The sequence below is a fragment of the Arthrobacter sp. zg-Y895 genome (assembly GCF_020731025.1).
Taxonomy (GTDB): domain Bacteria; phylum Actinomycetota; class Actinomycetes; order Actinomycetales; family Micrococcaceae; genus Arthrobacter_B.
This window is the reverse complement of the sequence record NZ_JAJFZY010000003.1, coordinates 17,613-42,239: the sequence shown is the minus strand read 5'-3', so window position 1 is coordinate 42,239 and position 24,627 is coordinate 17,613. Positions and strand designations below refer to the sequence as shown.

The window sequence follows — 24,627 nt, the reverse complement described above, 5'->3', positions numbered from 1 at the left end:
CCATGGCCATCAGCATTAATAAGAAGCGAAACAGCAAGAGCAAGTCTGCCCTGCGCAGCCGTCGCCAGCTGCGTATCCGCAAGCGGATTTCCGGAACCGCGGTTCGTCCGCGCCTCGTGGTCAACCGCTCTGCCCGCCACATCTTCGTCCAGGTTGTCGATGACAGCCGCGGCGTAACCGTGGCTTCCGCCTCCACCATGGAAGCGGATCTGCGAGCACTGGACGGCGACAAGACCGCCAAGGCCAAGCGCGTTGGCGAACTCGTTGCTGAGCGGTCCAAGGCCGCCGGCATCGAAGCCGTTGTCTTTGACCGCGGTGGTAACCGCTACCACGGCCGTATTGCTGCAGTTGCAGACGGCGCACGTGAAGGTGGGCTGGCACTGTGACCGAGGTAAACAAGGAAAAGGAAAATCAGGTGACTGAAGCTACAGCTGCTGAGGCAACTGAGACCAAGGAAGCCGCAGCCACCGGTACCGACGACCGCCGCGGCGGACGTCGCGGCGAGCAGCGCGGTTCCGACCGTGGAGGCCGCGGCGAACGCGGTGGCCGCGGTGGCCGCGACGGCGGACGCAACGATGAGAAGGACAAGTTCATTGAACGCGTCGTGACCATCAACCGCGTTGCCAAGGTGGTCAAGGGTGGCCGTCGCTTCAGCTTCACCGCCCTCGTTGTTGTCGGTGACGGCAACGGCATGGTCGGCGTTGGCTACGGCAAGGCAAAGGAAGTTCCCTCCGCTATTGCAAAGGCCGTTGAAGAAGCCAAGAAGACCTTCTTCCGCGTCCCGCGCATCGGTGGAACCATCCCGCACCTCGTCCAGGGTGAAGCTGCTGCAGGCGTTGTCCTGCTGCGTCCGGCTTCCCCCGGTACCGGTGTTATCGCCGGTGGTCCGGTCCGCGCCATTCTCGAATGCGCCGGTATCCACGACGTCCTGTCCAAGTCGCTCGGGTCCTCCAACGCCATCAACATCGTGCACGCCACGGTTGATGCGCTGAAGCGCCTCGAAGAGCCCCAGGCAGTGGCAGCACGCCGCGGCCTTCCGCTCGACCAGGTCGTTCCCTACGCGATGCTCCGCAACATGCAGAAGGCAGGTGCCTGATGTCGACTCCGAAGAACGTCGTCGTTAGCACGGCTCGACTGGAAATCACTCAGATCAAGTCCACCATCGGTGGTAAGCAGAATCAGCGCGACACGCTGCGTTCACTGGGCCTGAAGCACATCGGCGACTCTGTCGTCCGTACTGCTGATGCAGTGACCGTTGGCATGATCAACACGGTTCCGCACCTCGTGAAGGTTGAGGAGGCGAAGTAACATGCCCGAAGAAAACAGAACTCTGAAGGTCCATCACCTGCGTCCGGCACCCGGTGCCAAGACGGCCAAGACCCGCGTAGGCCGCGGTGAAGGTTCCAAGGGTAAGACGGCAGGCCGCGGTACCAAGGGTACGGCTGCCCGCTACCAGGTCAAGGCAGGCTTCGCCGGCGGTCAGCTTCCGCTGCACATGCGTCTGCCGAAGCTGCGCGGCTTCAAGAACCCGTTCCGGGTCGAGTTCCAGGTTGTAAACCTGGACAAGATCTCGGAACTGTTCCCCGAAGGCGGCGCCGTGGATATCGAAGCATTGGTTGCCAAGGGCGCGGTTCGCAAGAACCAGCCCGTGAAGGTGCTCGGCTCCGGCGACATCACCGTCAAGGTTGATGTCTCCGCCAACGCCTTCTCCGCCAGCGCTGCAGAAAAGATCGCCGCAGCCGGCGGATCCACCACCACGGTCTAAGACCTCGTGGCGGGTCTGTTTCCCTCCCCGTCCGGACACCTTGCGTGCACCGGCAGGGGAGGGGCGCACGATCCAACGTTTCACCACTGAACTCCTGGCGGACCCTATCCGGTCCGCCGGGAGTTCAGTTCCGTTTAAGGCAACTACCGCGTCCAGTACGGCGTTAACGCAGTACGGGCCGCGAGCGGCTAGACTCTGTTTCTGTCACAAGTCCGGATCGGACTTTCCAAACTTCAGGAGGACGCTTGCTTAGCGCTATTGGCCGGGCTTTCCGGACACCAGACCTGCGACGCAAGCTGTTGTTTACGCTGGGAATCATCACTATCTTCCGCATGGGTGCTTTTATCCCGGCCCCGGGTGTTGACTACGGCAATGTGCAGCAGTGTTTGAATCTGGGTGCCACCTCGGGTGGCATTTACCAGTTCGTCAATCTCTTCAGCGGCGGTGCGCTGCTGCAGGTCTCCATCTTTGCCCTCGGCATCATGCCCTACATCACCGCCAGCATCATTGTTCAGCTGCTGCGCGTCGTGATCCCGCACTTCCAGGCCCTCTACGAGGAGGGCCAGCAGGGCCAGTCGAAGCTCACCCAGTACACCCGCTACCTCACCATCGCGCTGGGCCTGCTCAACGCGACGACGGTTGTCTCCCTGGCCCGCTCGGGCGCACTCTTCAACAACCAGTGCGCCCTGCCGATCATCCCGGACGACAACATGGTCACCGTCCTGCTGCTCATCGTCACGCTGACCGCCGGTACCGGCGTCATCATGTGGATGGGCGAGCTCGTCACGGAAAAGGGTGTGGGCAACGGTATGTCGCTGCTGATCTTCACCTCCATCGCGGCGTCCTTCCCCAGCGCCCTTGGCGCCATCCTCAGCGCGCAGGGCTGGACCATCTTCCTGGCCGTCATCGCCGTCGGCGTCCTGACGGTGGCCCTGGTCATCTTCGTGGAGCAGTCGCAGCGCCGCATTCCGGTGCAGTACGCGAAGCGCATGGTTGGCCGGCGGACCGTAGGGGGAACCAACACCTACATTCCGATCAAGGTCAACATGGCCGGCGTGATCCCCGTGATCTTCGCGTCCTCCATGCTCTACCTGCCCAGCCTGCTGGCGCAGTTCAATACTCCCTCGCAGGGCACGCCGCCGGGATGGGTGGTCTGGATCAACAACTACCTCGTCAGCGGCGACCACCCGCTGTACATGCTGGTGTACTTCCTGCTGATCGTCTTCTTCACCTACTTCTACGTCTCCATCACGTTCAACCCGGACGAGGTCTCGGAGAACATGAAGAAGTACGGCGGCTTCATTCCCGGCATCCGGGCCGGCCGCCCCACCGCCGAATACCTGCAGTACGTGCTCTCCCGGATCACGCTGCCCGGCGCCCTTTACCTGGGCTTTGTCGCCCTGATCCCGCTGATTGCTCTGGTGTTGGTTGGAGCTAACCAGAACTTCCCGTTCGGCGGAACGTCAATCCTCATCATGGTTGGTGTGGGACTGGAAACGGTTAAGCAAATTGACGCGCAGCTCCAGCAACGTCACTACGAAGGGTTATTGCGATGACAAGAATGCTCATTATCGGGCCTCCCGGCGCCGGTAAAGGAACTCAGGCCGCTCGGATCTCGGACCGGCTCGGTGTCACGGCAATATCAACCGGCGACATTTTCCGTTCGAACGTGAAAGAGGAAACGCCCCTGGGCGTGGAGGCGAAGAAGTACATCGACGCCGGCAACTTCGTTCCGGATACCGTCACCAACGCCATGGTCCGCAGCCGGCTGGCTGACGGCGACGTCGAATCTGGCTTCCTGCTGGACGGCTACCCGCGCACAGTGGCGCAGGTTGAGGAACTCGACGACATCCTGGCCGGCAACGGCCAGAAGCTTGACGCGGTGCTCCTGCTTACCGCCGACGACGATGAACTCGTGGCCCGCCTGCTCCGGCGTGCGGAACTCGAGGGCCGCAGCGATGACACGGAAGACGTCATCCGGCACCGCCTGAACCTCTACACGCAGCAGACGGCCGACGTCGTCGCCCGCTACGAGGACCGCGGAATCGTCACCCGGGTGGATGGCCTCGGCGGCATCGACGAAGTCACCGAGCGTGTCATGGAAGCACTGAAGGACCTGCGCTAAGAAGGTCCGGCGCAAAAAGTTATCCGCTAGGAAGTTAGAAGACACATGTTCGGCCAGCCTCGAATCGAATACAAAACCAACGAGCAGATGCGCATCATGCGCGAAGCCGGCCTTGTATTGATCTCAGCGCTCGACGCGGCGGTCAAGGCCGCCGACGTCGGCGTCAGTACACGCGAGATCGATGCAGTATTTGCCCGGGTACTCAAGGAAGCGGGAGCCACCTCCAACTTCCTGGGGTACTACGACTACCCGGCCACGGTCTGCACGTCCGTGAATGAGGAAGTTGTCCACGGCATTCCGGGAGACCGGGTGCTGCAGGACGGCGACATCATTTCCATCGACGGCGGTGCAGTGGTGAACGGCTGGCACTCGGACTCCGCGCGTACCGTGATCGTGGGTACACCGGATCCGGAGGACCAGCGGCTGTCGGATGTCACCGAGAACGCCATGTGGCACGGCATTGCCGCTGCTGCCAAAGGCAAGTTCGTGGGGGACATCGGCGACGCCGTGGATGACTATGTCAGCAGCGTCCCGGGCAAGAAGCTGGGAATCCTCGAGGACTATGTCGGCCACGGCATCGGCACCGAAATGCACCAGGCGCCGGACGTCCTGAACTACCGCACCGGACACCGCGGGCCGAAGCTGCGGCCGGGCCTGTGCCTGGCCATCGAGCCGATGCTGGTACGCGGCAAGATCCTCACCCGCACGCTCGATGATGACTGGACAGTTGTCACCGAAGACGGCAGCCGTTCGAGCCAGTGGGAGCACTCCGTTGCGATCCATGAAAAGGGGATCTGGGTGCTCACGGCGCCCGACGGCGGTGCCTCCCGGCTGGAACCGCTGGGTGTCACCCCGGTTCCGATTCCCTAGGGAATCCTCCGCAGGCAGTAAACCGGCAGGCCCCGTTCCCTCAGGGAACGGGGCCTGCCGGCTTTTTCGGGACGGATGCGCAGACGGGCAGGGTGCACAGAGGGCCCGACGTCGGGGCGGGCACGTGCCGGCGTCCGGGGTTCCGCCGGCTGTCTGGATGAACTGCACCTGATGTCACGGGGAATCCTTGGCGGACAGTCGGTGAAGAGTGGTGTTTTCCCGGCTTTCGAGCGATCCGGCACCCTACCGTGAAGTCATGGCCTCGACGCACAGAGCAGCAGCCCCGGCGGCACGATCACTGAGCAACCTGCCGGCAGTGATTGCCCACAGGGGATACAGTTCGGCGGCACCGGAGAACACCCTTCCGGCATTTGCCGCGGCGGCAGCAGCCGGAGCCGCCATGATCGAAACGGATCTCCGCCTCACAGCCGACGGAACCGCGGTTCTCCTGCACGACGCGAAACTGGGCCGGACGACAAATCTGCGCGGGCGCGTGGGCCGCACCTCAGCTGCCCGGCTTGCAATGGCGGATGCCGGTGCCTGGTTTTCCAAAAACCACGCGGGAGTGCCGGTGCCGACGCTTGGGGACCTTCTGACGTTCCTCTCCGACTGGCAGCAACTGGGATTGGTACTCGAGTTCAAGGGAGAGTGGAGCCCCCGTCAGGTGGAGCCCGTGGGCGACGCCCTGTGGGCGGCGGGACTGGAAGGCCGGATGCTCGTGCAGGCCTTTTCGCGGCGAACCGTAGGAGCCCTTGCCCTGGCGGCCCCGGAATTCCGGCGGGGCCTGCTCGTCGGCCAAGGACCGTCGGGCAGGCATGGCGAGACGGCACTGCAGCGGTTCCTCTTCCGGGTGGACGCTGCAGCGTGTAATCCCGGCGCGCGGTTCCTGGCGGAGCGTCCGGACCTGCTGGAGCGGCTGCGCGCCGACGGGCTGTCCGTCTATCCGTGGACCCTGGACCGCCCGGCACAGTGGCTGGAAGCCTTCGATTCGGGGGTGGACGGGATCATCACCAACCGTCCCGGCGCGTTGGCGGCGTGGGGAAACACCCGGGGCGGGAACTGGACAGCCGGAGCGATTTAACTTATGGGGGGTCTTCCCGTAGAGTTATCTGTTGGTTGTCTCTACATTCGTGCCCGGATTGACCGCTTTCGATGCTTTGTGCGCCGATGCGGTTGGCTGGGCCGGGATGACGGCCACATTCGAAAAACCGTTGCCGGCGTCAAGCCGGTGACACAGACGTTAGCGGAGGATATGGCCAAGAAAGACGGCGTCATTGAGATCGAGGGCTCGGTAAACGAAGCCCTGCCCAACGCGATGTTCCGCGTTGAGCTGGCCAACGGCCACATTGTGCTCGCACACATCTCGGGAAAGATGCGTCAACACTACATTCGCATCCTCCCTGGAGACCGCGTTGTGGTGGAACTTAGCCCGTACGACCTCACCCGGGGTCGCATCGTCTACCGCTACAAATAAACCGCTGCAAAGACGGACAGCGCACCGCACAGCCGGTTCACTGACCGTTCAAGCTCAACCCTGCAACCACGCAAAGGAAAACCATGAAGGTCCAGCCGAGCGTCAAGCAGATCTGCGATAAGTGCAAGGTGATTCGCCGTAACGGTCGAGTCATGGTGATCTGCGAGAACCCGCGCCACAAGCAGCGCCAGGGCTAATCTGCTTCTCTAGCTCCGGAGTCCGAAAGGGCAACGGTAAGAGGGCCCCTGATTTCAGGGATCAGCCCACGCGTAGTTAATTGAATATGGCAGTGCAGCGTCTATACGCGTGACGCATACCCCCGGTACGGAGGCCGGGGACCTGGCAACAGGGACGCACTGCTTCAGACCTCCGGTAATAACCAAAGGAGAACCGCCGATATGGCACGTCTCGCTGGCGTTGACATTCCCCGCGAAAAGCGGGTAGTGATTGCGCTTACCTACATCTACGGCGTGGGCAAGACCCGTGCAGAGCAGACCCTTGTAGAGACCGGCATCAGCCCGGAAACTCGCGTCAAGGACCTCACCGACGCTGAACTCGTTCAGCTGCGTGACTACATCGAGGGCAACTTCAAGGTTGAGGGTGACCTCCGCCGTGAGGTGGCCGCCGACATCCGCCGCAAGGTTGAAATCGGCAGCTACCAGGGCATCCGGCACCGCCGCGGCATGCCCGTCCACGGTCAGCGCACGAAGACCAACGCTCGTACCCGCAAGGGCCCGAAGCGCACCGTTGCCGGTAAGAAGAAGGCCGGCCGCTAAATAAGCGGTCTTTCGGCCACGGCCCGAATCCGGGCCACCTAAACCAAACTCTTTGTAGGAGAAGTAATGCCCCCCAAGACTCGTGGAGCGGTCCGCAAACCGCGTCGCAAGGATAAGAAGAATATCGCGCTCGGCCAGGCGCATATCAAGAGCACCTTCAACAACACCATCGTGTCCATCACGGACCCGTCCGGTGCTGTTATCTCATGGGCTTCCGCCGGTGAGGTTGGCTTCAAGGGCTCCCGTAAGTCCACCCCGTTCGCTGCTCAGATGGCTGCTGAAGCAGCCGCAAAGCGCGCACAGGAGCACGGCGTCCGCAAGGTCGACGTCTTCGTGAAGGGTCCGGGCTCCGGTCGCGAGACCGCCATCCGTTCGCTGCAGGCCACCGGCCTGGAGGTTGGCTCCATTCAGGACGTCACCCCGAGCGCACACAACGGTTGCCGTCCCCCGAAGCGCCGCCGCGTATAAGCAGCACTGCGGTTCCGGTTTCCCCGGCGGGCAGCCCACTTTTCCAAGTGGGTTGCCCGCCGGAGGGCGCCGGTCCCGGGCTGGCTGTTAGCCGTCCAAGACGCCCGCGGAAGACCCGTCGTCGTCGTTTCCACCATTTGTGTTGCGTCATATAGCGGATGCTCGCTGAAAGGAAATGCAAGTGCTCATTGCACAGCGCCCCACCCTCACTGAAGAAGTCGTAGCCGACAACCGCTCACGGTTCATCATTGAACCCCTGGAGCCGGGTTTCGGTTACACCCTTGGTAACTCCCTCCGTCGTACCCTGCTGTCCTCCATTCCCGGTGCCGCTGTAACCAGCATCCGCATCGAGGGCGTGCTGCACGAGTTCACGACGGTTCCCGGCGTCAAGGAAGATGTCACTGAGATCATCCTGAACGTCAAGAACCTCTCGGTTTCCTCCGAGCACGACGAACCCGTTGTGGCTTACCTGCGCAAGCAGGGCCCCGGCGTGGTTACGGCCGCGGACATCGCTCCGCCGGCCGGCGTGGAGTTCCACAACCCCGACCTGCACATCGCCACGCTGAACTCGAAGGGCAAGTTCGAACTCGAACTGACCATCGAGCGCGGCCGCGGCTACGTGTCGGCCAGCCAGAACAAGTCCGGTGACCAGGAAATCGGCCGTATCCCGGTTGACTCCATTTACTCGCCGGTTCTGAAGGTGACCTTCCGCGTGGAAGCCACCCGTGTTGAGCAGCGCACCGACTTCGATCGCCTGATCGTTGACGTTGAAACCAAGGATGCCATTGCACCGCGCGACGCTGTCGCCTCTGCCGGTACCACCTTGGTTGAGCTGTTCGGCCTGGCACGTGAACTCAACACCGCCGCTGAAGGTATCGAAATCGGTCCGAGCCCCACGGATGCCGCACTGGCAGCCGACATGGCCCTGCCGATCGAAGACCTCGAGCTGACCGTGCGTTCGTACAACTGCCTCAAGCGCGAAGGCATCCACACCGTGGGTGAACTCGTAGCCCGCTCCGAGGCTGACCTGATGGACATCCGCAACTTCGGCGCGAAGTCCATCGACGAGGTGAAGGCAAAGCTGGTTGAACTGGGTCTGTCCCTGAAGGATTCCCCTCCCGGGTTTGACCTGGCCGCCCGTGCCGCAGCTATTGAAGAGGACGAGTCCGAGTACTCGGACGACGAGCTCTAACTGAAGCAAATTCTTGCCGTTCGGGCCATTGAGCACCGCACGGCACCGTTTGAGGAGAAAAAGTAATGCCTACACCCACCAAGGGTAAGCGCCTCGGAGGCAGCCCGGCACACCAGCGACTGATGCTGGCCAACCTTGCCGCGCAGCTGTTCGAGCACAAGCAGATCACCACCACGGTGACCAAGGCCAAGCGTCTGCGTCCCTACGCAGAGCGCCTGATCACGTTCGCAAAGCGCGGGGACCTGTCCTCGCGCCGTCGCGTCCTGGCCCTGATCTCCGACAAGGGCATCGTCCACGAGCTCTTCACCGACATTGCTCCGGCAGTCGAGAAGCGCGACGGCGGCTACACCCGTATCACCAAGATCGGCAACCGCAAGGGCGACAACGCTCCCATGGCTGTCATCGAGCTGGTCCTGGAACCGCTTTCTGCCAAGCAGTCGGTTGTGGCCGAGGCCAGCACCGCTGCCGCTGCAGCCGCTCCGGCGCCTGCCGTTGAGTCTGCAGATTCCGCTGAGTCGGCTGAATCCGCCGATTCCGCTGAGTCCGCCGATTCGGCTGAGTCTGCCGACTCCGCTGACGAGGCTGTCGAAGCGACCGAAGAGAAGAAGTAATTCTTCGCTGAAGTCCCGGTGCCCTTAATATGGGTGCTATGACTATTGAAAGGCCCGCCGTCCCCGAAATGGATGGCGGGCCTTTCCGCGTCCGGATGGACCTCGCCTATGACGGTGCTCCCTTCTCCGGCTGGGCCGCCCAGCCCGGCCTGCGGACCGTCCAGGGCCTGGTCGAGGACGGGCTGGCAGTCCTGCTGCGCCGTCCGGTCCGGACAACAGTGGCGGGGCGGACCGACGCCGGGGTCCACGCCCGCGGCCAGGTGGTGCACTTCGACCTCACCGCGTCCGAATGGCACGAGCTGGCCAGGGGGCGGGACATGGACCCGGGAGTCTCCCTGCGGCGCAGGCTGCACGGGGTGCTGAACAAGGAGCTGACCATGCCGGCGCGGGAAGCAGGCCTCCAGCGACGCGCCGTGGATGCCCTGGGCGGAGCCGTGGAAGTGCTGTCGGCCGTCCCTGCCCCCGCAGGCTTCGATGCCCGTTTTTCGGCCCTCTGGCGGCGCTACAGCTACCGCATCTGCGACCTGCCCGAAACCCGGGATCCGCTGTCCCGGCACACCACACTCTGGTTCAAGGCGCCCCTGGACATTGACCGGATGAACGAAGCCGCCGCCGGCGTGCTGGGTATCCGGGACTTCCTCTCCTTCTGCAAACCGCGGACCGGTTCCACCACCACCCGGGAACTCCTGGAATTCAGCTTCCACCGGGGCCGTGACGGAGTTATCACCACCCACATCCAGGCTGATGCCTTCTGCCACAACATGGTCCGCTCGCTGGTGGGCGGCTCACTGCTGGTGGGCTCGGGGGAGCGGCGCCCCCAGTGGCTTGCCGAACGCCTCTTCGCGCGGATCCGCGACTCGAAGTCACTCCTGGCCCCGCCGCACCCGCTGGTGCTGGAGGAGGTCCGCTATCCGGCAGACTCCGATCTGGCCCGGCGTGCCGAGCTGACCCGGGCACAGCGCGAATAGCCGATTCTGCGGTGGCGGTCCTAAAATAGGGGCAAAACCAATATCCGGCGCTGGAGCCATAACGCGGGGACAGCTTTTGACCTGACTACTCAAGCAGGCTATTGTTTATAGTCGTTGTGCGTGTCCTACCTCGATAGGCCTATGCCCACGGGAGCGGCTCAGTTGCAGAGCCACCTGGCCCCGGGGAAATAGCCGAGATCTCAGGACCACTGGTTAATTCAGTCCTCACCTGACCATCCGGTAACGCATAGAGAAGCTGCACTGTCCATGGCATCCATGGGCGGCGCGCCACCTAAGAAGAAGAAACGAAGGCAAACACCGTGCGTACGTACACCCCGAAGCCCGGCGACATCAACCGCCAGTGGCACGTCATTGACGCCACCGACGTTGTCCTAGGCCGTCTTGCCAGCCAGACCGCAACACTGCTGCGCGGAAAGCACAAGCCGACCTTTGCTCCCCACATGGACATGGGCGATTTCGTCATCATCATCAACGCCGAGAAGGTTGCCCTGACCGGCGCCAAGCTCGAACAGAAGCGTGCCTACCGCCACTCGGGTTACCCGGGCGGTCTGTCCTCCGTCAACTACGCCGAACTGCTGGAGCAGAACCCGGTACGTGCAGTTGAGAAGGCCATCCGCGGCATGCTGCCCAAGAACTCCCTGGCTGCTGATCAGATCAGCAAGCTGAAGGTCTACCGCGGTGCCGAGCACCCGCACGCCGCTCAGCAGCCGAAGACCTACGAAATCAACCAGGTCGCCCAGTAGTTCTGGCCCGCCAACTAAGAAATTAATTCAAGGAGAATCGTGGCTCAGAACACTGAAGAGCTCAATGAAAACACCGAGGAGCTTTCGAGCTACACCTCGGAATCCTCTGACTCGGTCCAGGCCGACGTCAAGGAACGCCCGGCCCTGACCGTCCCCGGCTCCGCCGTCGGACGCCGCAAGCAGGCTATTGCCCGCGTGCGCCTCGTTCCGGGTACCGGCAAGTGGATCGTCAACGACCGCGAGCTCGAGGATTACTTCCCGAACAAGCTGCACCAGCAGGAAGTCAACGAGCCGTTCAAGCTTCTTGACCTCGAAGGCGCATACGACGTCATTGCACGCATCCACGGCGGCGGCCCCTCCGGCCAGGCCGGCGCGCTGCGTCTGGGCGTTGCCCGCTCGCTGAACGAGATCGACCGCGAGAACAACCGCCCCGCCCTGAAGAAGGCAGGCTTCCTGACTCGTGACGCCCGCGTCATCGAGCGTAAGAAGGCCGGTCTCAAGAAGGCCCGTAAGGCACCTCAGTACTCCAAGCGCTAATTCAGCGCTTCCCCGGTCCCGCCCGCTGGCGCGTGCGGGACCGGGTCCCCTCGCGCTGAATTGGCGCTTGGCTCCACAAGCGCTAATTCAGGCGCTTGGCTCCACAAGCGCTGGTTTCCGGCGCTTGGGTGCACAAGACGCCGAAGAGTGCGGGGTTTCACCAAAAGGCAGTCGCTACGGCGGCTGCCTTTTGGCGTTAATGCGGCCGCCGGACGTCGGCTTGACCACACCGAGGCGGGTTATTTGCCTGACTGGCGCACGCTTTCACGTTTCCCGTTTCGGAGACAAGGGTGAACCGGTGGCAGAATGGGCCAGTAAGTTGCCCGTGAGCGGCTCCCGCTGTGGCTACAACCTGCTTGAGGATACGTAATGACTAGATTGTTTGGAACGGACGGCGTCCGTGGGCTGGCGAACGGGCTGATCACCGCCGAAGTTGCCCTGGGGCTTGCACAGGCCGCAGCAGTGGTGCTGGGCCATCGCCGAGTGGAACAGGGCCGTCGTCCGGTCGCTGTGGTTGCCCGGGACCCGCGCATCAGCGGTGACTTCATCTCCGCCGCCATGGAGGCCGGCCTCGCCAGCTCAGGTGTCGATGTCTACGACGCCGGCGTTCTGCCGACCCCGGCCGCGGCGTACCTGGTAGCTGACCTTGGCGCAGATTTCGGCGTTGTCATCTCCGCCTCCCACAACGCTGCCCCCGACAACGGCATCAAGTTCCTGGCCCGCGGCGGGCAGAAGCTGGATGACGCCGTCGAGGACGCCATCGAGGCCGAAATGGCACTCCCCAGCATGCGTCCCACCGGAAGCGAGGTGGGACGGATCCACCGCTTCGCCGATGCCGAGGACCGGTATGTGGTCCACCTGCTGCAGACCCTTCCCAACCGCATCGAGGGCCTGAAAGTGGTCCTGGACTGTGCGCACGGGGCAGCAAGCGGCTGCTCACCCCAGGTCTTCGCCGACGCAGGTGCCGAAGTAGTGGTCATCGGCGCCGAGCCGGACGGCCTCAACATCAACGAGGGTTACGGTTCCACCCACCTGGAGCAGCTGCAGGCAGCCGTGGTGGCGCATGGAGCCGACCTGGGCATCGCCCACGACGGCGACGCCGACCGCTGCCTTGCCGTGGACCATGAAGGCACCGTGGTGGACGGTGACCAGATCATGGCAATCATGGCCATTGCCATGAAGGAAGCCGGCAAGCTCAAGGACAATGCGCTGGTGGCTACGGTCATGAGCAACCTCGGCCTGAAGCTCGCCCTCCGCGAGGCAGGCATCGAGCTCATCGAAACCGGTGTGGGGGACCGCTACGTGCTCGAAGGGATGCGCCGCGGCGGCTACAGCCTCGGCGGGGAACAGTCCGGGCACGTCATCTTCTCCGAATACGCGACCACCGGAGACGGCGTCCTCACCGGCCTGCAGCTGGCGGCCCAGGTTGCGCGGTCCGGCCGGACCCTGAAGCAGCTGGCCGGCGTTATGCAGAAGCTGCCGCAGGTGCTCATTAACGTCAAGGGTGTGGACAAGTCCGCCGTCGAGACCAACGAACCGGTACGGCTCGCGGTCGAGCAGGCAGGGCAGGCACTGGGCGAAACCGGGCGCGTGCTGCTCCGGCCCTCGGGCACCGAACCGGTGGTCCGGGTCATGGTGGAGGCCGCGGACATGGAAACAGCAGCCGACACCGCACGGCGGCTCGCCGAAACGGTGGAAACCCATCTGGCCCTTAACGCAGGCGCCGGAGCATCGGTCTAGCAGCACCGCACCGGCGCGGGACCTAAGTCCCGCGCCGGCCTACGTCTTGCGCAGGAGCATCCGCCTCACCGAGTGGTCCGCGTCCTTGGTCAGCACCAGCTGGGCGCGGCCCCTCGTGGGCAGCACGTTGGTGATGAGGTTCGGCTCGTTGATCCGCTTCCAGATATCCAGGGCCGTGGCCCGGGCCTCTTCGTCCGTCAGATCCGCGTAGCGGTGGAAGTAGGATGCCGGGTCAGCGAAGGCCCCGGTGCGCAGAGACTGGAAGCGCTGGACATACCATTCCTCGATGTAGGAGGTGCGCGCGTCCACGTAAATGGAGAAATCGAAGAAATCGCTCAGCGCAAGGCCGGCACGCCCGTCGGCGCGCGTCCTGGCCGGGGCGAGGACATTCAGCCCCTCGACAATGAGCACGTCCGGCCGGCGGACCACTATCTCCTCGCCGGGGACAATGTCGTACGTCAGGTGCGAATACTTCGGCGCCCGGACTTCCTCGGCACCGCTCTTGACCTCGCTGACAAAGCGCAGCAGCCGGCGTCGGTCATAGGACTCCGGGAAGCCCTTGCGCTGCATCAGCCCGCGGCGTTCCAGCTCTGCGTTGGGGTACAGGAAACCGTCCGTGGTAATCAGTTCCACGTTCGGAGTTTCCGGCCAGCGGCGCAGCATTTCACGCAGGACCCGGGCCGTGGTGGATTTGCCGACAGCCACGGATCCAGCCACGCCGATCACGAACGGGGTACGGGTCGTCTTCTCGCCGAGGAATGTGGTGGTGGCACTGTGCAGGCGGCCCGCAGCAGCCACATACAGGTTCAGCAGCCTGGAGAGCGGGAGGTAGACCTCCCTGATTTCATCCAGGTTCAGCTGGTCACCGACGCCGCGCAGCCGGAGGATGTCCTCCTGGTTGAGCGGGGAGCGTATCTCATGTGACAGCCGCGACCAGGTCTTGCGGTCCAGCTCGACGAAGGGAGTGAAACTGCTCTCGGGCGGCTGGGCCGCGGAGGACTTAACATGGCGTTCGGTCACCATAGGAATTCTGCCCTGAACAGCAGGCAAACCCAAACGGCCCAAAGCGCGCAAAGCTGCCGCAACAGGCGGAAGGACACCATGCTTTCGGCATCCGGTCCGCGGGCCGGTACGCTTAGTGCTATGTGTGGAATTATTGGATATGCAGGCCGCCCGGACGCCATTGCAGGTATTAGTGCAGGCGGGCACGGAGCTCTCGACGTAGTAATGGAAGGCCTTCGGCGGCTGGAATACCGGGGCTATGATTCCGCCGGTGTTGCAGTACTTACTCCCTTGGGTATCGAATACCGCAAGAAGTCGGGCAAGCTGGCCAACCTGGTGGCCGAGCTGGAGGCGGCTCCGCTGACCCCTGCCACCACCGGCATCGGGCACACCCGCTGGGCCACGCACGGCGGCCCCACCGATGAAAACGCCCACCCCCATCTCGCGGACAACGGACGCCTGGCCGTGATCCACAACGGCATTATCGAGAACTTCGCCGAGCTGAAGGCCGAGCTGCTGGCCGCCGGCGCCGAGTTTGTTTCCGAAACCGACACCGAGGTGGCCGCCGCCCTGCTGGCCTCCGTCTACCGCGGCGAGGGCAACGCGGATCTGGCAAAGTCCATGCAGCTTGCCTGCCAGCAGCTCGAGGGTGCGTTCACCCTGCTGGCCGTCCACACCGATTCGCCCGGCACCGTGGTTGCCGCCCGGCGCAACTCCCCGCTCGTCGTCGGCCTGGGCGAAGGCGAGAACTTCCTGGGCTCGGATGTTTCGGGCTTTATCGACTTCACCCGCCGCGCCGTCGAACTGGGCCAGGACCAGGTGGTAACCATTACTCCTGACTCGGTCCTGATCACCGACTTCTTCGGGGAAGTCGCCGAGGGTACCGAGTTCTACGTCAACTGGGATGCCGCCGCCGCCGAAAAGGGCGGTTACGACTCCTTCATGGAGAAGGAAATCAACGACCAGCCCCAGGCAGTGGGGGACACCCTGCTGGGACGGTCGGACGTAGACGGACGCCTCACCCTCGACGAGCTGCGCGTCAGCCCCGAGGACCTCAAGAACGTCAACAAGATCATGGTGCTGGCCTGCGGGACCTCCGCCTACGCCGGACAGGTGGCCAAGTACGCCATCGAGCACTGGTGCCGGCTGCCGGTCGAGGTGGAGCTTAGCCACGAATTCCGTTACCGGGATCCGATTGTCGACTCGAACACGCTGGTCGTGGCCATCTCCCAGTCGGGCGAGACAATGGACACGCTGATGGCGGTGCGTTACGCCAAGGAACAGGGCGCGAAGGTCCTGGCCATCTGCAACACCAACGGTTCCACCATCCCGCGCGAGTCGGACGCAGTCCTCTACACGCACGCCGGACCGGAAATCGCCGTTGCCTCCACCAAGGCGTTCCTGGCGCAGATCACCGCCGCCTACCTGCTGGGCCTCTACCTGGCGCAGATCCGCGGCAACAAGTTCCAGGGCGAGATCAAGGACATCCTTGCGGACCTGGGCAAGGTGCCGGACAAGATCCAGCAGGTGCTGGACAACTCCGGGCAGATCAAGGAACTGGCGCAGCTGATGAAGGACGCCGGCTCGGTGCTCTTCCTCGGCCGCCACGTCGGCTTCCCGGTGGCCATGGAAGGCGCCCTGAAGCTGAAGGAGCTGGCCTACATCCACGCCGAAGGGTTCGCTGCCGGCGAGCTCAAGCACGGCCCGATCGCCCTCATCGAGGAAGGCCAGCCCGTGTTCGTGGTTGTCCCCTCGCCCCGCGGCCGGGATTCCCTGCACGCCAAGGTGGTCTCCAACATCCAGGAGATCCGGGCCCGCGGTGCCAAGACGATCGTGATCGCCGAAGAAGGCGACGACGCCGTCAAGGCCTACGCCGAGCACATCTTCTACGTGCCGGAAACCCCGACGCTGCTGGCTCCGCTGCTGACCACCGTGCCGCTGCAGATCTTCGCCTGCGAGTTGGCTTCGGCCAAGGGCTTCGACGTGGATCAGCCGCGTAACCTGGCCAAGTCCGTCACGGTGGAATAAGGAGCGTCCTTCGGTGATTATCGGAATCGGCGTCGACGTAGTGGACGTGCCGCGGTTTGGCCGCCAGCTGGAGCGCACGCCCGGGCTCAGGGCCCGGCTGTTCGCACCCGCGGAACGGGAATTGAACCTGCGTTCGCTGGCTGCACGGTTCGCGGCGAAGGAAGCCGTGGCCAAGGCACTCGGCGCCCCGGCCGGCATGAACTGGCAGCACTGCCAGGTCCTGCTGGATCCCGCCGGAGCGCCGCAGCTGCAGATCGACGGAACCGTAGCTGCCGTGGCAGAGGGCAAAGGCGTGCAGACCTGGCACCTTTCCCTGAGCCACGACGGCAACATGGCTACTGCAATGGTTATCGCCGAAGGCTAGGAAGAAGCGCATGATCAGTGCGTACACCGGCACCGCGGTCCGCCGGGCCGAGGCCCCGCTGCTGGCCGAAGGCCGGGGCGGGGAACTGATGCAGCGCGCAGCCTACGGGCTGTACGCAGCGACAGCGGCCCGGCTGGCGGCCCGCCGCGGCCGCCTCTACGGCGCCGGTGTGACCGTCCTTGCCGGCAGCGGCAACAACGGGGGAGACGCGCTTTATGCCGCCGCCCGGCTGGGCCGGCGCGGAGCAGCGACGACGGCGGTTCTCACCTCCGACGCAGCGCACCCCGAGGCACTCGCAGCCTTCAGGGCGCAGGGCGGAAAGGTCCTGGCACTCACAGAATCCAACGCCGCCGTCCTCGCCGATGCCGCACTGGCGGCCGATGCCGTAATCGACGGCGTCCTGGGCACCGGCGGCAGCGGCGGACTCCGCGGCCCCGTCCGCAAACTCGCAGAGACCCTGAACGCGGCACGGCTGCAGGGGCAGGCCCCGCTGGTCGTGGCCTGCGACCTGCCCAGCGGCGTCAATGCCGACTCCGGCCAGGTGGACGGCACGTGCCTGCGGGCGGACCTCACCGTGACCTTCGGCGCCGTCAAAACCGGGCTGCTCGCCGGCCCGGGGGCTGTGGCTGCGGGGGAAATCCGCTGCATCGACATCGGGCTCGGCCCGCACCTCGGAACCCCGGCCGCCTACCGCCTGACCGGGAACGACCTGACGTCTCTCCTGCCCCTCCCCGCACCTGCGGACCACAAATATAGCCGCGGCGTGCTCGGCATTGCCGCCGGTTCGGACACTTACCCCGGAGCGGCGCTGATGGCCACGGGAGCCGCTCTCGCCACCGGCGTCGGCATGGTCCGCTATCTGGGACCCGACGCCGTAGCCCGGCTGATCAACCTGGCGCACCCAGAAGCGGTATGCGGCTCAGGGACCGTAGAAAACACCCATGTCCAGGCCTGGGTTGCCGGACCCGGCGCAGCCAACGACGAGGACCAGCGCCGCCGGGCCGGCGAGGCCATGGCCTCCGGGCTGCCCGCAGTGATCGACGCCGACGCGATCGCCGCGGTCCGCACCGGGCTGCACCCCGGCGTCGTGCTTACCCCGCACGCCGGCGAACTCACCGCACTGCTGCGGTCCCTGGGCGAGGAGGCATCGCGGGCCGAAATCGAAGCCGATCCCATCCGCTACGCCCGCCTCGCCGCCCAACGCACGGGCGCCACCGTCCTGCTCAAAGGCTGGGCCACGCTGGCGGCGGCTCCCACCGGCGAACTGTACAGCCAGGCCGAGGCCACGCCGTGGCTGGCGACGGCGGGAAGCGGCGACACACTCGCCGGCATCCTCGGCGCCCTCTTGGCGACGGACCGGACCGCGGACACCGAGCGGGAACCGGGACACTATGCACGGCTGGCCGCGGCTGCCGCCCATCTCCACGGCCGTGCCGGCGCGCTTGCAGCCGTTGACGGGCCGGTCCAGCCGTCCCTGCTTGCACCGCAGATCCGGACGCTGGTGGCGGAATCCACCCAACGGAGAAGCGGACGAATTCAAGTAAGCTCCAAGTCTGGGGTAAAAAAGTAAGTAGACATATCAATTACGTGTTGTCAGGGAACTAGTCAGGAGCACTACATGGAAGTTTGGCCGGGAGATGCCTATCCGCTGGGCGCAACCTACGACGGAAACGGCACCAACTTCGCTCTCTACAGCGAGGTGGCAGATTCCGTATTCCTGTGCCTGTTCGACGAGGACGGCACCGAGCACCAGGTCCGCCTGACCGAGGTCGACGGGTATGTCTGGCACTGCTACCTGCCGCAGGTCATGCCGGGGCAGAAGTACGGTTACCGCGTGGACGGGCCGAACGATCCGGAGAACGGCAACCGGTGCAACCCGAACAAGCTGCTGCTGGACCCCTACGCCAAGGCTGTTGCCGGTGAGATCGACTGGGACCAGGCACTGTTCGGCTACAACTTCGGCGACGAACACTCGCGCAACGACGAGGATTCCGCCCCGCACATGATGATGGGCGTCGTCATCAACCCGTTCTTCGACTGGGACGGAGACCGGAAGCCCAAGGTCCCGTATCACCAGTCCGTGATCTACGAGGCCCACGTCAAGGGCCTGACCGAGCTGCACCCCGACGTACCGGAGGAGCAGCGCGGCACGTACGCCGGCGTCGCCCACCCCTCCGTGATCGCGCACCTGCAGAAGCTCGGGATCACCGCCATCGAACTGATGCCGGTGCACCAGTTCGTCAACGACTCGACCCTGCAGGAAAAGGGGCTGTCGAACTACTGGGGCTACAACACCATCGGCTTCTTCGCCCCCCACAACACGTACAGCGCCACCGGCGACCAGGGCCAGCAGGTCCAGGAATTCAAGGCCATGGTGCGCGCGCTGCACCTCGCCGGCATCGAAGTGATCCTGGACGTGGTCTACAACCACACGGCCGAGGGCAACCACATGGGCCCGACCCTGTCCTTCCGCGGCATCGACAACGCGTCCTACTACCGGCTGGTGGAAGACGACAAGAAGTACTACATGGACTACACCGGCACGGGCAACTCGCTCAACGTCGGCAATCCGCACTCCCTGCAGCTGCTGATGGACTCGCTGCGCTACTGGGTCACGGAAATGCACGTGGACGGTTTCCGCTTCGACCTGGCCTCGACGCTGGCCCGCGAGTTCTACGACGTGGACCGCCTCTCCGCCTTCTTCGAACTGGTGCAGCAGGACCCGGTAGTGTCCCAGGTCAAGCTGATCGCCGAGCCGTGGGACGTTGGACCCGGCGGCTACCAGGTGGGCAACTTCCCGCCCCAGTGGACCGAGTGGAACGGCAAGTACCGCGACACGGTCCGCGACTTCTGGCGCGGAGAGCCCTCCACGCTGGGCGAGTTCGCCTCCCGCATCACCGGCTCTGCCGACCTGTACGAGTCCTCGGCCCGCCGTCCGGTGGCGTCCATCAACTTCGTCACCGCCCACGACGGTTTCACGCTGCATGACCTGGTGTCCTACAACGAGAAGCACAACGAAGCCAACGGCGAGGACAACAACGACGGCGAGTCCCACAACCGCTCCTGGAACTGCGGTGTTGAAGGCCCCACGGATGACCCCTCCGTCCTGTCCCTTCGTGCCCGCCAGCAGCGCAACTTCCTCGCCACCCTGCTCCTTTCCCAGGGCGTGCCGATGATCGCGCACGGCGATGAGCTGGGCCGCACCCAGCACGGCAACAACAACACCTACGCGCAGGACTCCGAGCTGAGCTGGATCAACTGGGAGACCATGGACGCACCGCTGATGGAATTCACCGCAGCGGTCAACACCCTGCGCGCCGAGCACCCCACCTTCCGCCGGCGCCGGTTCTTCGACGGCCGCCCCGTGCGCCGCGGCGAGGGCGAGGCGCTGCCGGACATCGTTTGGCTGAACGAGGACGGCACGACCATGTCCCCGGACGACTGGGACACCCCGGTCAGCCGTTCCCTGGGTGTCTTCCTCAACGGACAGGGCATCTCGGGCAAGGACGCGCGCGGCCAGCGGATCACCGACCTGAACTTCCTGCTGTACTTCAACGCGCATGACGAAGCCGTGAAGGTCACCCTTCCGGCCAAGGAATACGCACCCATGTGGGACACGGTGATTGACACCGCCGGCGAATACGCCGACTCGGAGCCGGTTGCCGCGGACAGCCAGCTGACTGTGGCTGCCAAGTCCATGGTGGTCCTGCGGGCGCACGAAGAGGAAGAGGAGCACGACCACTCCGTGGCCGCGTCCCTCGCCGCCAAGGTCGCACAAAACACCGAGGCCGCCGAATGAGGACACCCCTCTCCACGTACCGCCTGCAGATCCGCCCGTCCTTCACCCTGTTCGACGCCGCGGAACTCGTGCCGTACCTGGCTGACCTTGGCGTGGACTGGGTCTACCTCTCACCGATCCTCACGGCGGAGGAAGGCTCCGACCACGGCTATGACGTCACCGATCCTTCAGCCGTTGACCCGACCCGCGGCGGAGCGGAGGGGCTGAAGGCCCTCTCCGACGCCGCCCGCGCGGCTGGTCTTGGCGTGCTCGTGGACATAGTGCCCAACCACATGGGCATCGCCACACCGCACCGGAACAAATGGTGGTGGTCCGTGTTGGCGGAAGGCCGCGGCTCCCGCTATGCCGAAGCATTCGACATTGACTGGGACGCCGGGAACGGGAAGCTGCGGCTGCCCGTCCTGGGCGACGGCGACAACGAGCTCGAGCAGCTCAAGCTGGCGGGCAATGAACTGCACTACTACGACCACCGTTTCCCGGTGGCCGAAGGCACCGCAGCAGAAGGCGAGAGTGCGCAGGACGTGCACGCCCGCCAGTCCTACGAACTGGTGAACTGGCGCCGCGCCGACAGCGAGCTGAACTACCGCCGGTTCTTCGGGGTCAACACCCTGGCCGGCATCCGCGTGGAAGAGCCCTGGGTCTTTGACGAGGCACACGCCGAAATCAAGCGCTGGTTCGACGAAGGCCTCGTGGACGGCCTGCGCATCGACCATCCGGACGGGCTCGCCGATCCCAAGGGCTACCTGGCCCGGCTGCGCGAGATCACCGGCGGAGCGTACATCCTGGTGGAAAAAATCCTGGAACCGGGCGAAAAGCTCTCCGCGGACTGGGAAACCGAAGGCACCACCGGCTACGACGCGCTGGCCGACATCGACCGGTTGTTCGTGGACCCCGCGGGCAGCGACACGCTGACCGCGCTGGTGCCCATGGAACCGTACGCACAGATGATCCACGGCACCAAGCGGGTCATTGCGGACGGCCTGCTTCACTCCGAGGTGCAGCGCCTCGTGCGCCTGCTCCCTGCGGACAGCGGACTGGCCCCGGAAACGGCTGCAGACGCGCTCGCTGAACTGCTGGCCTGCTTCCCGGTCTACCGCAGCTACCTGCCCGAAGGTGCCGACCACCTGACCGAGGCCGTCATCGCGGCCAAGGTGCACCGGCCGGATCTCGCGGCGGCGCTGGACATCCTGCATCCGCTGTTGAACCCGCTGCTCAGTGAAGACTCCGCGGAATCGGTGTCGCTTTCGAGCCTGGGCGAGCTGGCAGTGCGTTTCCAGCAGACCTCCGGCATGGTTATGGCCAAGGGTGTCGAGGATACGGCGTTCTACCGTTACTCCCGGCTGACCTCCCTCAACGAGGTTGGCGCTGACCCGGCACACTTCGCCGTATCGCCGTTTGAAATGCACACCCGGATGCTCCGCCGGCAACTGGAACAGCCGGCGGCCATGACGGCCCTGACGACGCACGACACCAAGCGCAGCGAAGACACCCGGGCCAGGATCTCCGTGCTCGCGGAAATCCCGGAGGAGTGGAGCGAAGCATTCACGCGCCTCGACGCCCTTGTCCCGATGCATGACGGGCCGATGGCGAACCTGCTCTGGCAGACCTTCGTCGGGGCCTGGCCGCTGAGCCGGGAACGTGCACACGCCTACGCAGAGAAGGCCGCCCGCGAAGCTTCCAGCAGCACCACCTGGACGGCTCCCAACGCGGAATTCGAAGAGCGGATGCATGCTGCCATTGATGCGGCGTTCGACAATCCGGAGGTCAACGCGGTAATCACTGCGCTGGTCGAACGCATCCGGGAGGCGGGGTACAGCAATTCGCTCTCCGCCAAGCTCCTGCAGCTGACCATGCCCGGTGTGCCGGATGTCTACCAGGGCACCGAGTTCTGGGACCGGTCACTGGTGGACCCGGACAACCGCCGCGAAGTGGACTTCGCCCGGCGGCGCGAGGTCGCGGCGTCGTTCGCCGACGCCGGTGTCCCCGCCGTGGACGAGGACGCGGCAGCGAAGCTGCTCATCACCACCCGCGCCCTGCAGCTCAAGCGCGGCCGGCCGGAGCTGTTCACCGGTTACGTCCCCGTAGCGGTGGAAGGACCTGCGGCAGAACACCTCTTCGGGTTCGACCGCGGCGGAGCGGTAACGCTCGTGACCCGTCTGCCGCTGGGGCTGGAGCGCCAAGGCGGATGGCAGGACACCGCCGTCGTCCTGGCTCCGGGAACCTACCGTGACGTGATCACCGGGAAGACGCACGAAAGCGGCGGCCGGCTGGCAGCTGCAGATCTGTTCGGCACCTATCCGGTGGCGCTGCTTGTTCGGGAGGACGGCAAATGAGGACCAACTTCGACGTGTGGGCACCCAAGGCCGGCACCGTGACGCTGCTGGCCGACGGCCGGCGCCTGTCGATGACCCGCGGCGAGAACGGCTGGTGGCACGCCCAGCACGCCGAACTCACCGAGGACATCGACTACGGCTACCTCATTGACGACGCCGGGACGCCGGTGCCGGATCCCCGGTCCCGGCGGCAGCCCGAGGGTGTGCATGCACTTTCGCGCACCTTCGATCCGGATCTGTACCAGTGGCATGACGCCGACTGGGTCTCCCCGGGGCTCGACGGCGGTGCGATCTATGAGATGCACATCGGTACCTTCACTCCCGAAGGCACGCTGGATGCGGCGATCGGCCGGCTGGACTACCTGGTGGACCTGGGTGTCCGCTTTGTCGAACTGCTGCCGGTGAACGCCTTCAACGGAACCCACAACTGGGGCTATGACGGTGTGCTCTGGTACGCCGTACAGGAAACCTATGGCGGGCCCGAGGCCTACCAGCGGTTCGTGGACGCGGCCCACCAGGCCGGACTCGGCGTTATCCAGGACGTTGTCTACAACCACCTTGGACCCAGCGGCAATTACCTGCCGATGTTCGGCCCCTACCTCACCGAGGGGAAGGCGAACACCTGGGGGGACTCGGTCAACCTGGATGGGCCGCTCTCCGACGTCGTCCGCGAGTACATTGTGGACAACGTCCTGATGTGGTTCCGCGATTACCACGTGGACGGGCTGCGGCTGGATGCGGTGCACGCACTGCATGACGAACGCGCCGTGCACATCCTCGAAGAGATGGCAGCCGCGACGGACAAGTGCGCGGAAGCCCTGGGAAAGCCGCTGTTCCTCATTGCGGAGTCGGATTTGAACAACCCCCGGCTCATCACCCCGCGGAACGTCAACGGCTACGGCCTTGCCGGCCAGTGGTCCGATGATTTCCACCATGCCGCCCACACCAACCTCACGGGTGAAAACGGCGGGTACTACGAGGACTTCGATTCGCTGGAAGCACTGGCGAAGGTGCTGCAGGAAGGGTTCTTCCACAACGGAACGTACTCCTCCTTCCGGGAACGCGGCCACGGACGTCCGCTGGACAAGGAGGTAGTGACCGCACGACAGCTGGTCACCGCCATCCAGAACCACGACCAGATCGGCAACCGGGCGGCCGGCGACCGGCTGAGCGCGACGCTGGGGTACGAGCAGCTCGCCCTCGGCGCGGTGCTGAGCCTGGCCTCGCCGTTCACTCCCATGCTCTTCATGGGTGAAGAGTTCGGGGCCTCCACACCCTGGCAGTTCTTCACGTCCCATCCGGAACCCGAGCTGGGGAAAGCCACGGCAGAGGGCCGCCTGAAGGAATTCGAGCGGATGGGGTGGGACCCGGCCACGGTTCCCAATCCCCAGGATCCGTCCACCTTCACCAACTCGAAGCTGGACTGGTCCGAGGTGGAAGAGGGGGACCACGGCAGGCTGCTGGACCTGTACCGCAGGCTCCTGGCGCTGCGCGGGGAGACCCCCGAGCTGATGGACCCGGACCTGCGCAATGTCCGGGTGGACTATGACGAAGTGGGCCGCTGGCTGGTTATGCAGCGCGGTTCCACGGCGGTGGCGCTGAACTTTGCCGACACCCCGCGCGAGGTGCCGCTTCCGTTCGGCCAGCAGGCGGAGATCCTGCTGGAAACCGCACCGGCGAAGCTCTACGGCGACGCCGTGCAGCTGCCGGCGTACGGCGCGGCCATCCTGGCCGGCTAGCCCCGGCCTTCCGCTGCAGCCGGCATCCGCAGGGACTTCTCCCTGCCGGGTGCCGGCTGCAGCGGGTTAACG

At 64.8% G+C, this 24,627-nt stretch carries 25 protein-coding genes; 24 read left to right on the top strand and 1 reads right to left on the bottom strand.

Going from position 1 to position 24,627, the window contains the following annotated elements:
* Positions 1–2 precede the first annotated feature (2 nt).
* The 18 genes from rplR (at position 3) to glmM (ending at position 13,290) form a co-directional block, all read left to right on the top strand.
* On the top strand, positions 3–386 hold the full coding sequence (gene rplR / locus LJ760_RS01880) for a 50S ribosomal protein L18 (protein WP_227918722.1): 384 nt from the start codon (positions 3–5) through the stop codon (positions 384–386).
* A 29-nt stretch (positions 387–415) separates the two neighbouring features.
* Positions 416–1,096, top strand: a complete 681-nt coding sequence (rpsE, locus tag LJ760_RS01875) for a 30S ribosomal protein S5 (protein WP_227918719.1) — start codon at positions 416–418, stop codon at positions 1,094–1,096.
* On the top strand, positions 1,096–1,308 hold the full coding sequence (rpmD, locus tag LJ760_RS01870) for a 50S ribosomal protein L30 (protein ID WP_227918717.1): 213 nt from the start codon (positions 1,096–1,098) through the stop codon (positions 1,306–1,308). Before rpsE ends, rpmD begins: the two co-directional genes overlap by 1 nt.
* A gap of 1 nt (position 1,309) precedes the next feature.
* Positions 1,310–1,765, top strand: coding sequence for a 50S ribosomal protein L15 (rplO, locus tag LJ760_RS01865; RefSeq protein WP_227918714.1), 456 nt, complete (start codon positions 1,310–1,312; stop codon positions 1,763–1,765).
* A gap of 245 nt (positions 1,766–2,010) precedes the next feature.
* Complete coding sequence (gene secY, locus LJ760_RS01860) at positions 2,011–3,321, top strand: preprotein translocase subunit SecY (RefSeq protein WP_227918712.1); 1,311 nt, start codon at positions 2,011–2,013, stop codon at positions 3,319–3,321.
* Positions 3,318–3,890 (top strand): adenylate kinase, encoded by a 573-nt coding sequence (locus LJ760_RS01855; RefSeq protein ID WP_227918710.1) that lies wholly within the window; start codon positions 3,318–3,320, stop codon positions 3,888–3,890. The genes secY and LJ760_RS01855 overlap by 4 nt, the downstream gene beginning before the upstream one ends.
* 45 nt (positions 3,891–3,935) lie before the next feature.
* The gene (gene map, locus LJ760_RS01850; protein WP_227918708.1) at positions 3,936–4,760 is read left to right on the top strand and encodes a type I methionyl aminopeptidase; all 825 of its coding nucleotides are present in this window, start codon (positions 3,936–3,938) and stop codon (positions 4,758–4,760) included.
* Between the two features lie 256 nt (positions 4,761–5,016).
* A complete protein-coding gene (locus LJ760_RS01845) occupies positions 5,017–5,841 on the top strand; it encodes a glycerophosphodiester phosphodiesterase (RefSeq protein WP_227918706.1) in 825 nt (274 codons plus the stop codon).
* Between the two features lie 171 nt (positions 5,842–6,012).
* Complete coding sequence (gene infA / locus LJ760_RS01840) at positions 6,013–6,234, top strand: translation initiation factor IF-1 (protein ID WP_055239372.1); 222 nt, start codon at positions 6,013–6,015, stop codon at positions 6,232–6,234.
* 83 nt (positions 6,235–6,317) lie between these two features.
* On the top strand, positions 6,318–6,431 hold the full coding sequence (gene rpmJ, locus LJ760_RS01835) for a 50S ribosomal protein L36 (RefSeq protein WP_012397712.1): 114 nt from the start codon (positions 6,318–6,320) through the stop codon (positions 6,429–6,431).
* A 201-nt stretch (positions 6,432–6,632) separates the two neighbouring features.
* Positions 6,633–7,010: a 30S ribosomal protein S13 gene (gene rpsM, locus LJ760_RS01830; RefSeq protein WP_227903828.1), complete on the top strand. Its 378-nt coding sequence runs from the start codon at positions 6,633–6,635 to the stop codon at positions 7,008–7,010.
* A 66-nt stretch (positions 7,011–7,076) separates the two neighbouring features.
* Positions 7,077–7,478, top strand: coding sequence for a 30S ribosomal protein S11 (gene rpsK, locus LJ760_RS01825; RefSeq protein ID WP_049829160.1), 402 nt, complete (start codon positions 7,077–7,079; stop codon positions 7,476–7,478).
* A 181-nt stretch (positions 7,479–7,659) separates the two neighbouring features.
* The gene (locus LJ760_RS01820; RefSeq protein WP_146361126.1) at positions 7,660–8,670 is read left to right on the top strand and encodes a DNA-directed RNA polymerase subunit alpha; all 1,011 of its coding nucleotides are present in this window, start codon (positions 7,660–7,662) and stop codon (positions 8,668–8,670) included.
* A gap of 65 nt (positions 8,671–8,735) precedes the next feature.
* The gene (gene rplQ / locus LJ760_RS01815) at positions 8,736–9,281 is read left to right on the top strand and encodes a 50S ribosomal protein L17 (RefSeq protein ID WP_227918703.1); all 546 of its coding nucleotides are present in this window, start codon (positions 8,736–8,738) and stop codon (positions 9,279–9,281) included.
* Between the two features lie 38 nt (positions 9,282–9,319).
* Entirely contained in the window at positions 9,320–10,249 is a 930-nt protein-coding gene (locus LJ760_RS01810; RefSeq protein WP_227918700.1) for a tRNA pseudouridine synthase A, read from the top strand.
* Between the two features lie 320 nt (positions 10,250–10,569).
* Positions 10,570–11,013 (top strand): 50S ribosomal protein L13, encoded by a 444-nt coding sequence (gene rplM, locus LJ760_RS01805; RefSeq protein WP_227918698.1) that lies wholly within the window; start codon positions 10,570–10,572, stop codon positions 11,011–11,013.
* A gap of 39 nt (positions 11,014–11,052) precedes the next feature.
* Positions 11,053–11,550, top strand: coding sequence for a 30S ribosomal protein S9 (gene rpsI, locus LJ760_RS01800; RefSeq protein ID WP_227918696.1), 498 nt, complete (start codon positions 11,053–11,055; stop codon positions 11,548–11,550).
* 369 nt (positions 11,551–11,919) lie between these two features.
* Entirely contained in the window at positions 11,920–13,290 is a 1,371-nt protein-coding gene (gene glmM, locus LJ760_RS01795; protein ID WP_227918694.1) for a phosphoglucosamine mutase, read from the top strand.
* Between the two features lie 39 nt (positions 13,291–13,329).
* On the opposite strand, the gene coaA is transcribed toward glmM, so the two are convergent.
* Positions 13,330–14,313, bottom strand: coding sequence for a type I pantothenate kinase (gene coaA, locus LJ760_RS01790; RefSeq protein WP_227918688.1), 984 nt, complete (start codon positions 14,311–14,313; stop codon positions 13,330–13,332).
* A 120-nt stretch (positions 14,314–14,433) separates the two neighbouring features.
* Here coaA and glmS point away from each other — a divergent pair, with 120 nt between their 5' ends.
* Genes glmS through treZ form a run of 6 tightly spaced genes read left to right on the top strand, consistent with a single transcriptional unit; the run spans position 14,434 to position 24,555 of the window.
* Positions 14,434–16,320, top strand: a complete 1,887-nt coding sequence (glmS, locus tag LJ760_RS01785; RefSeq protein WP_227918686.1) for a glutamine--fructose-6-phosphate transaminase (isomerizing) — start codon at positions 14,434–14,436, stop codon at positions 16,318–16,320.
* Positions 16,321–16,333: 13 nt separating this feature from the next.
* Positions 16,334–16,684: a holo-ACP synthase gene (locus LJ760_RS01780; protein WP_227918684.1), complete on the top strand. Its 351-nt coding sequence runs from the start codon at positions 16,334–16,336 to the stop codon at positions 16,682–16,684.
* A gap of 10 nt (positions 16,685–16,694) precedes the next feature.
* Positions 16,695–18,254, top strand: coding sequence for an NAD(P)H-hydrate epimerase (locus LJ760_RS01775; RefSeq protein WP_227918676.1), 1,560 nt, complete (start codon positions 16,695–16,697; stop codon positions 18,252–18,254).
* Between the two features lie 48 nt (positions 18,255–18,302).
* On the top strand, positions 18,303–20,483 hold the full coding sequence (gene glgX / locus LJ760_RS01770) for a glycogen debranching protein GlgX (RefSeq protein ID WP_227918673.1): 2,181 nt from the start codon (positions 18,303–18,305) through the stop codon (positions 20,481–20,483).
* Positions 20,480–22,816 carry a malto-oligosyltrehalose synthase gene (treY, locus tag LJ760_RS01765; protein WP_227918669.1) on the top strand — a complete coding sequence of 779 codons (2,337 nt, stop codon included), beginning with the start codon at positions 20,480–20,482 and terminating at the stop codon, positions 22,814–22,816. Before glgX ends, treY begins: the two co-directional genes overlap by 4 nt.
* Entirely contained in the window at positions 22,813–24,555 is a 1,743-nt protein-coding gene (gene treZ / locus LJ760_RS01760) for a malto-oligosyltrehalose trehalohydrolase (RefSeq protein WP_227918667.1), read from the top strand. The genes treY and treZ overlap by 4 nt, the downstream gene beginning before the upstream one ends.
* Positions 24,556–24,627 lie beyond the last annotated feature (72 nt).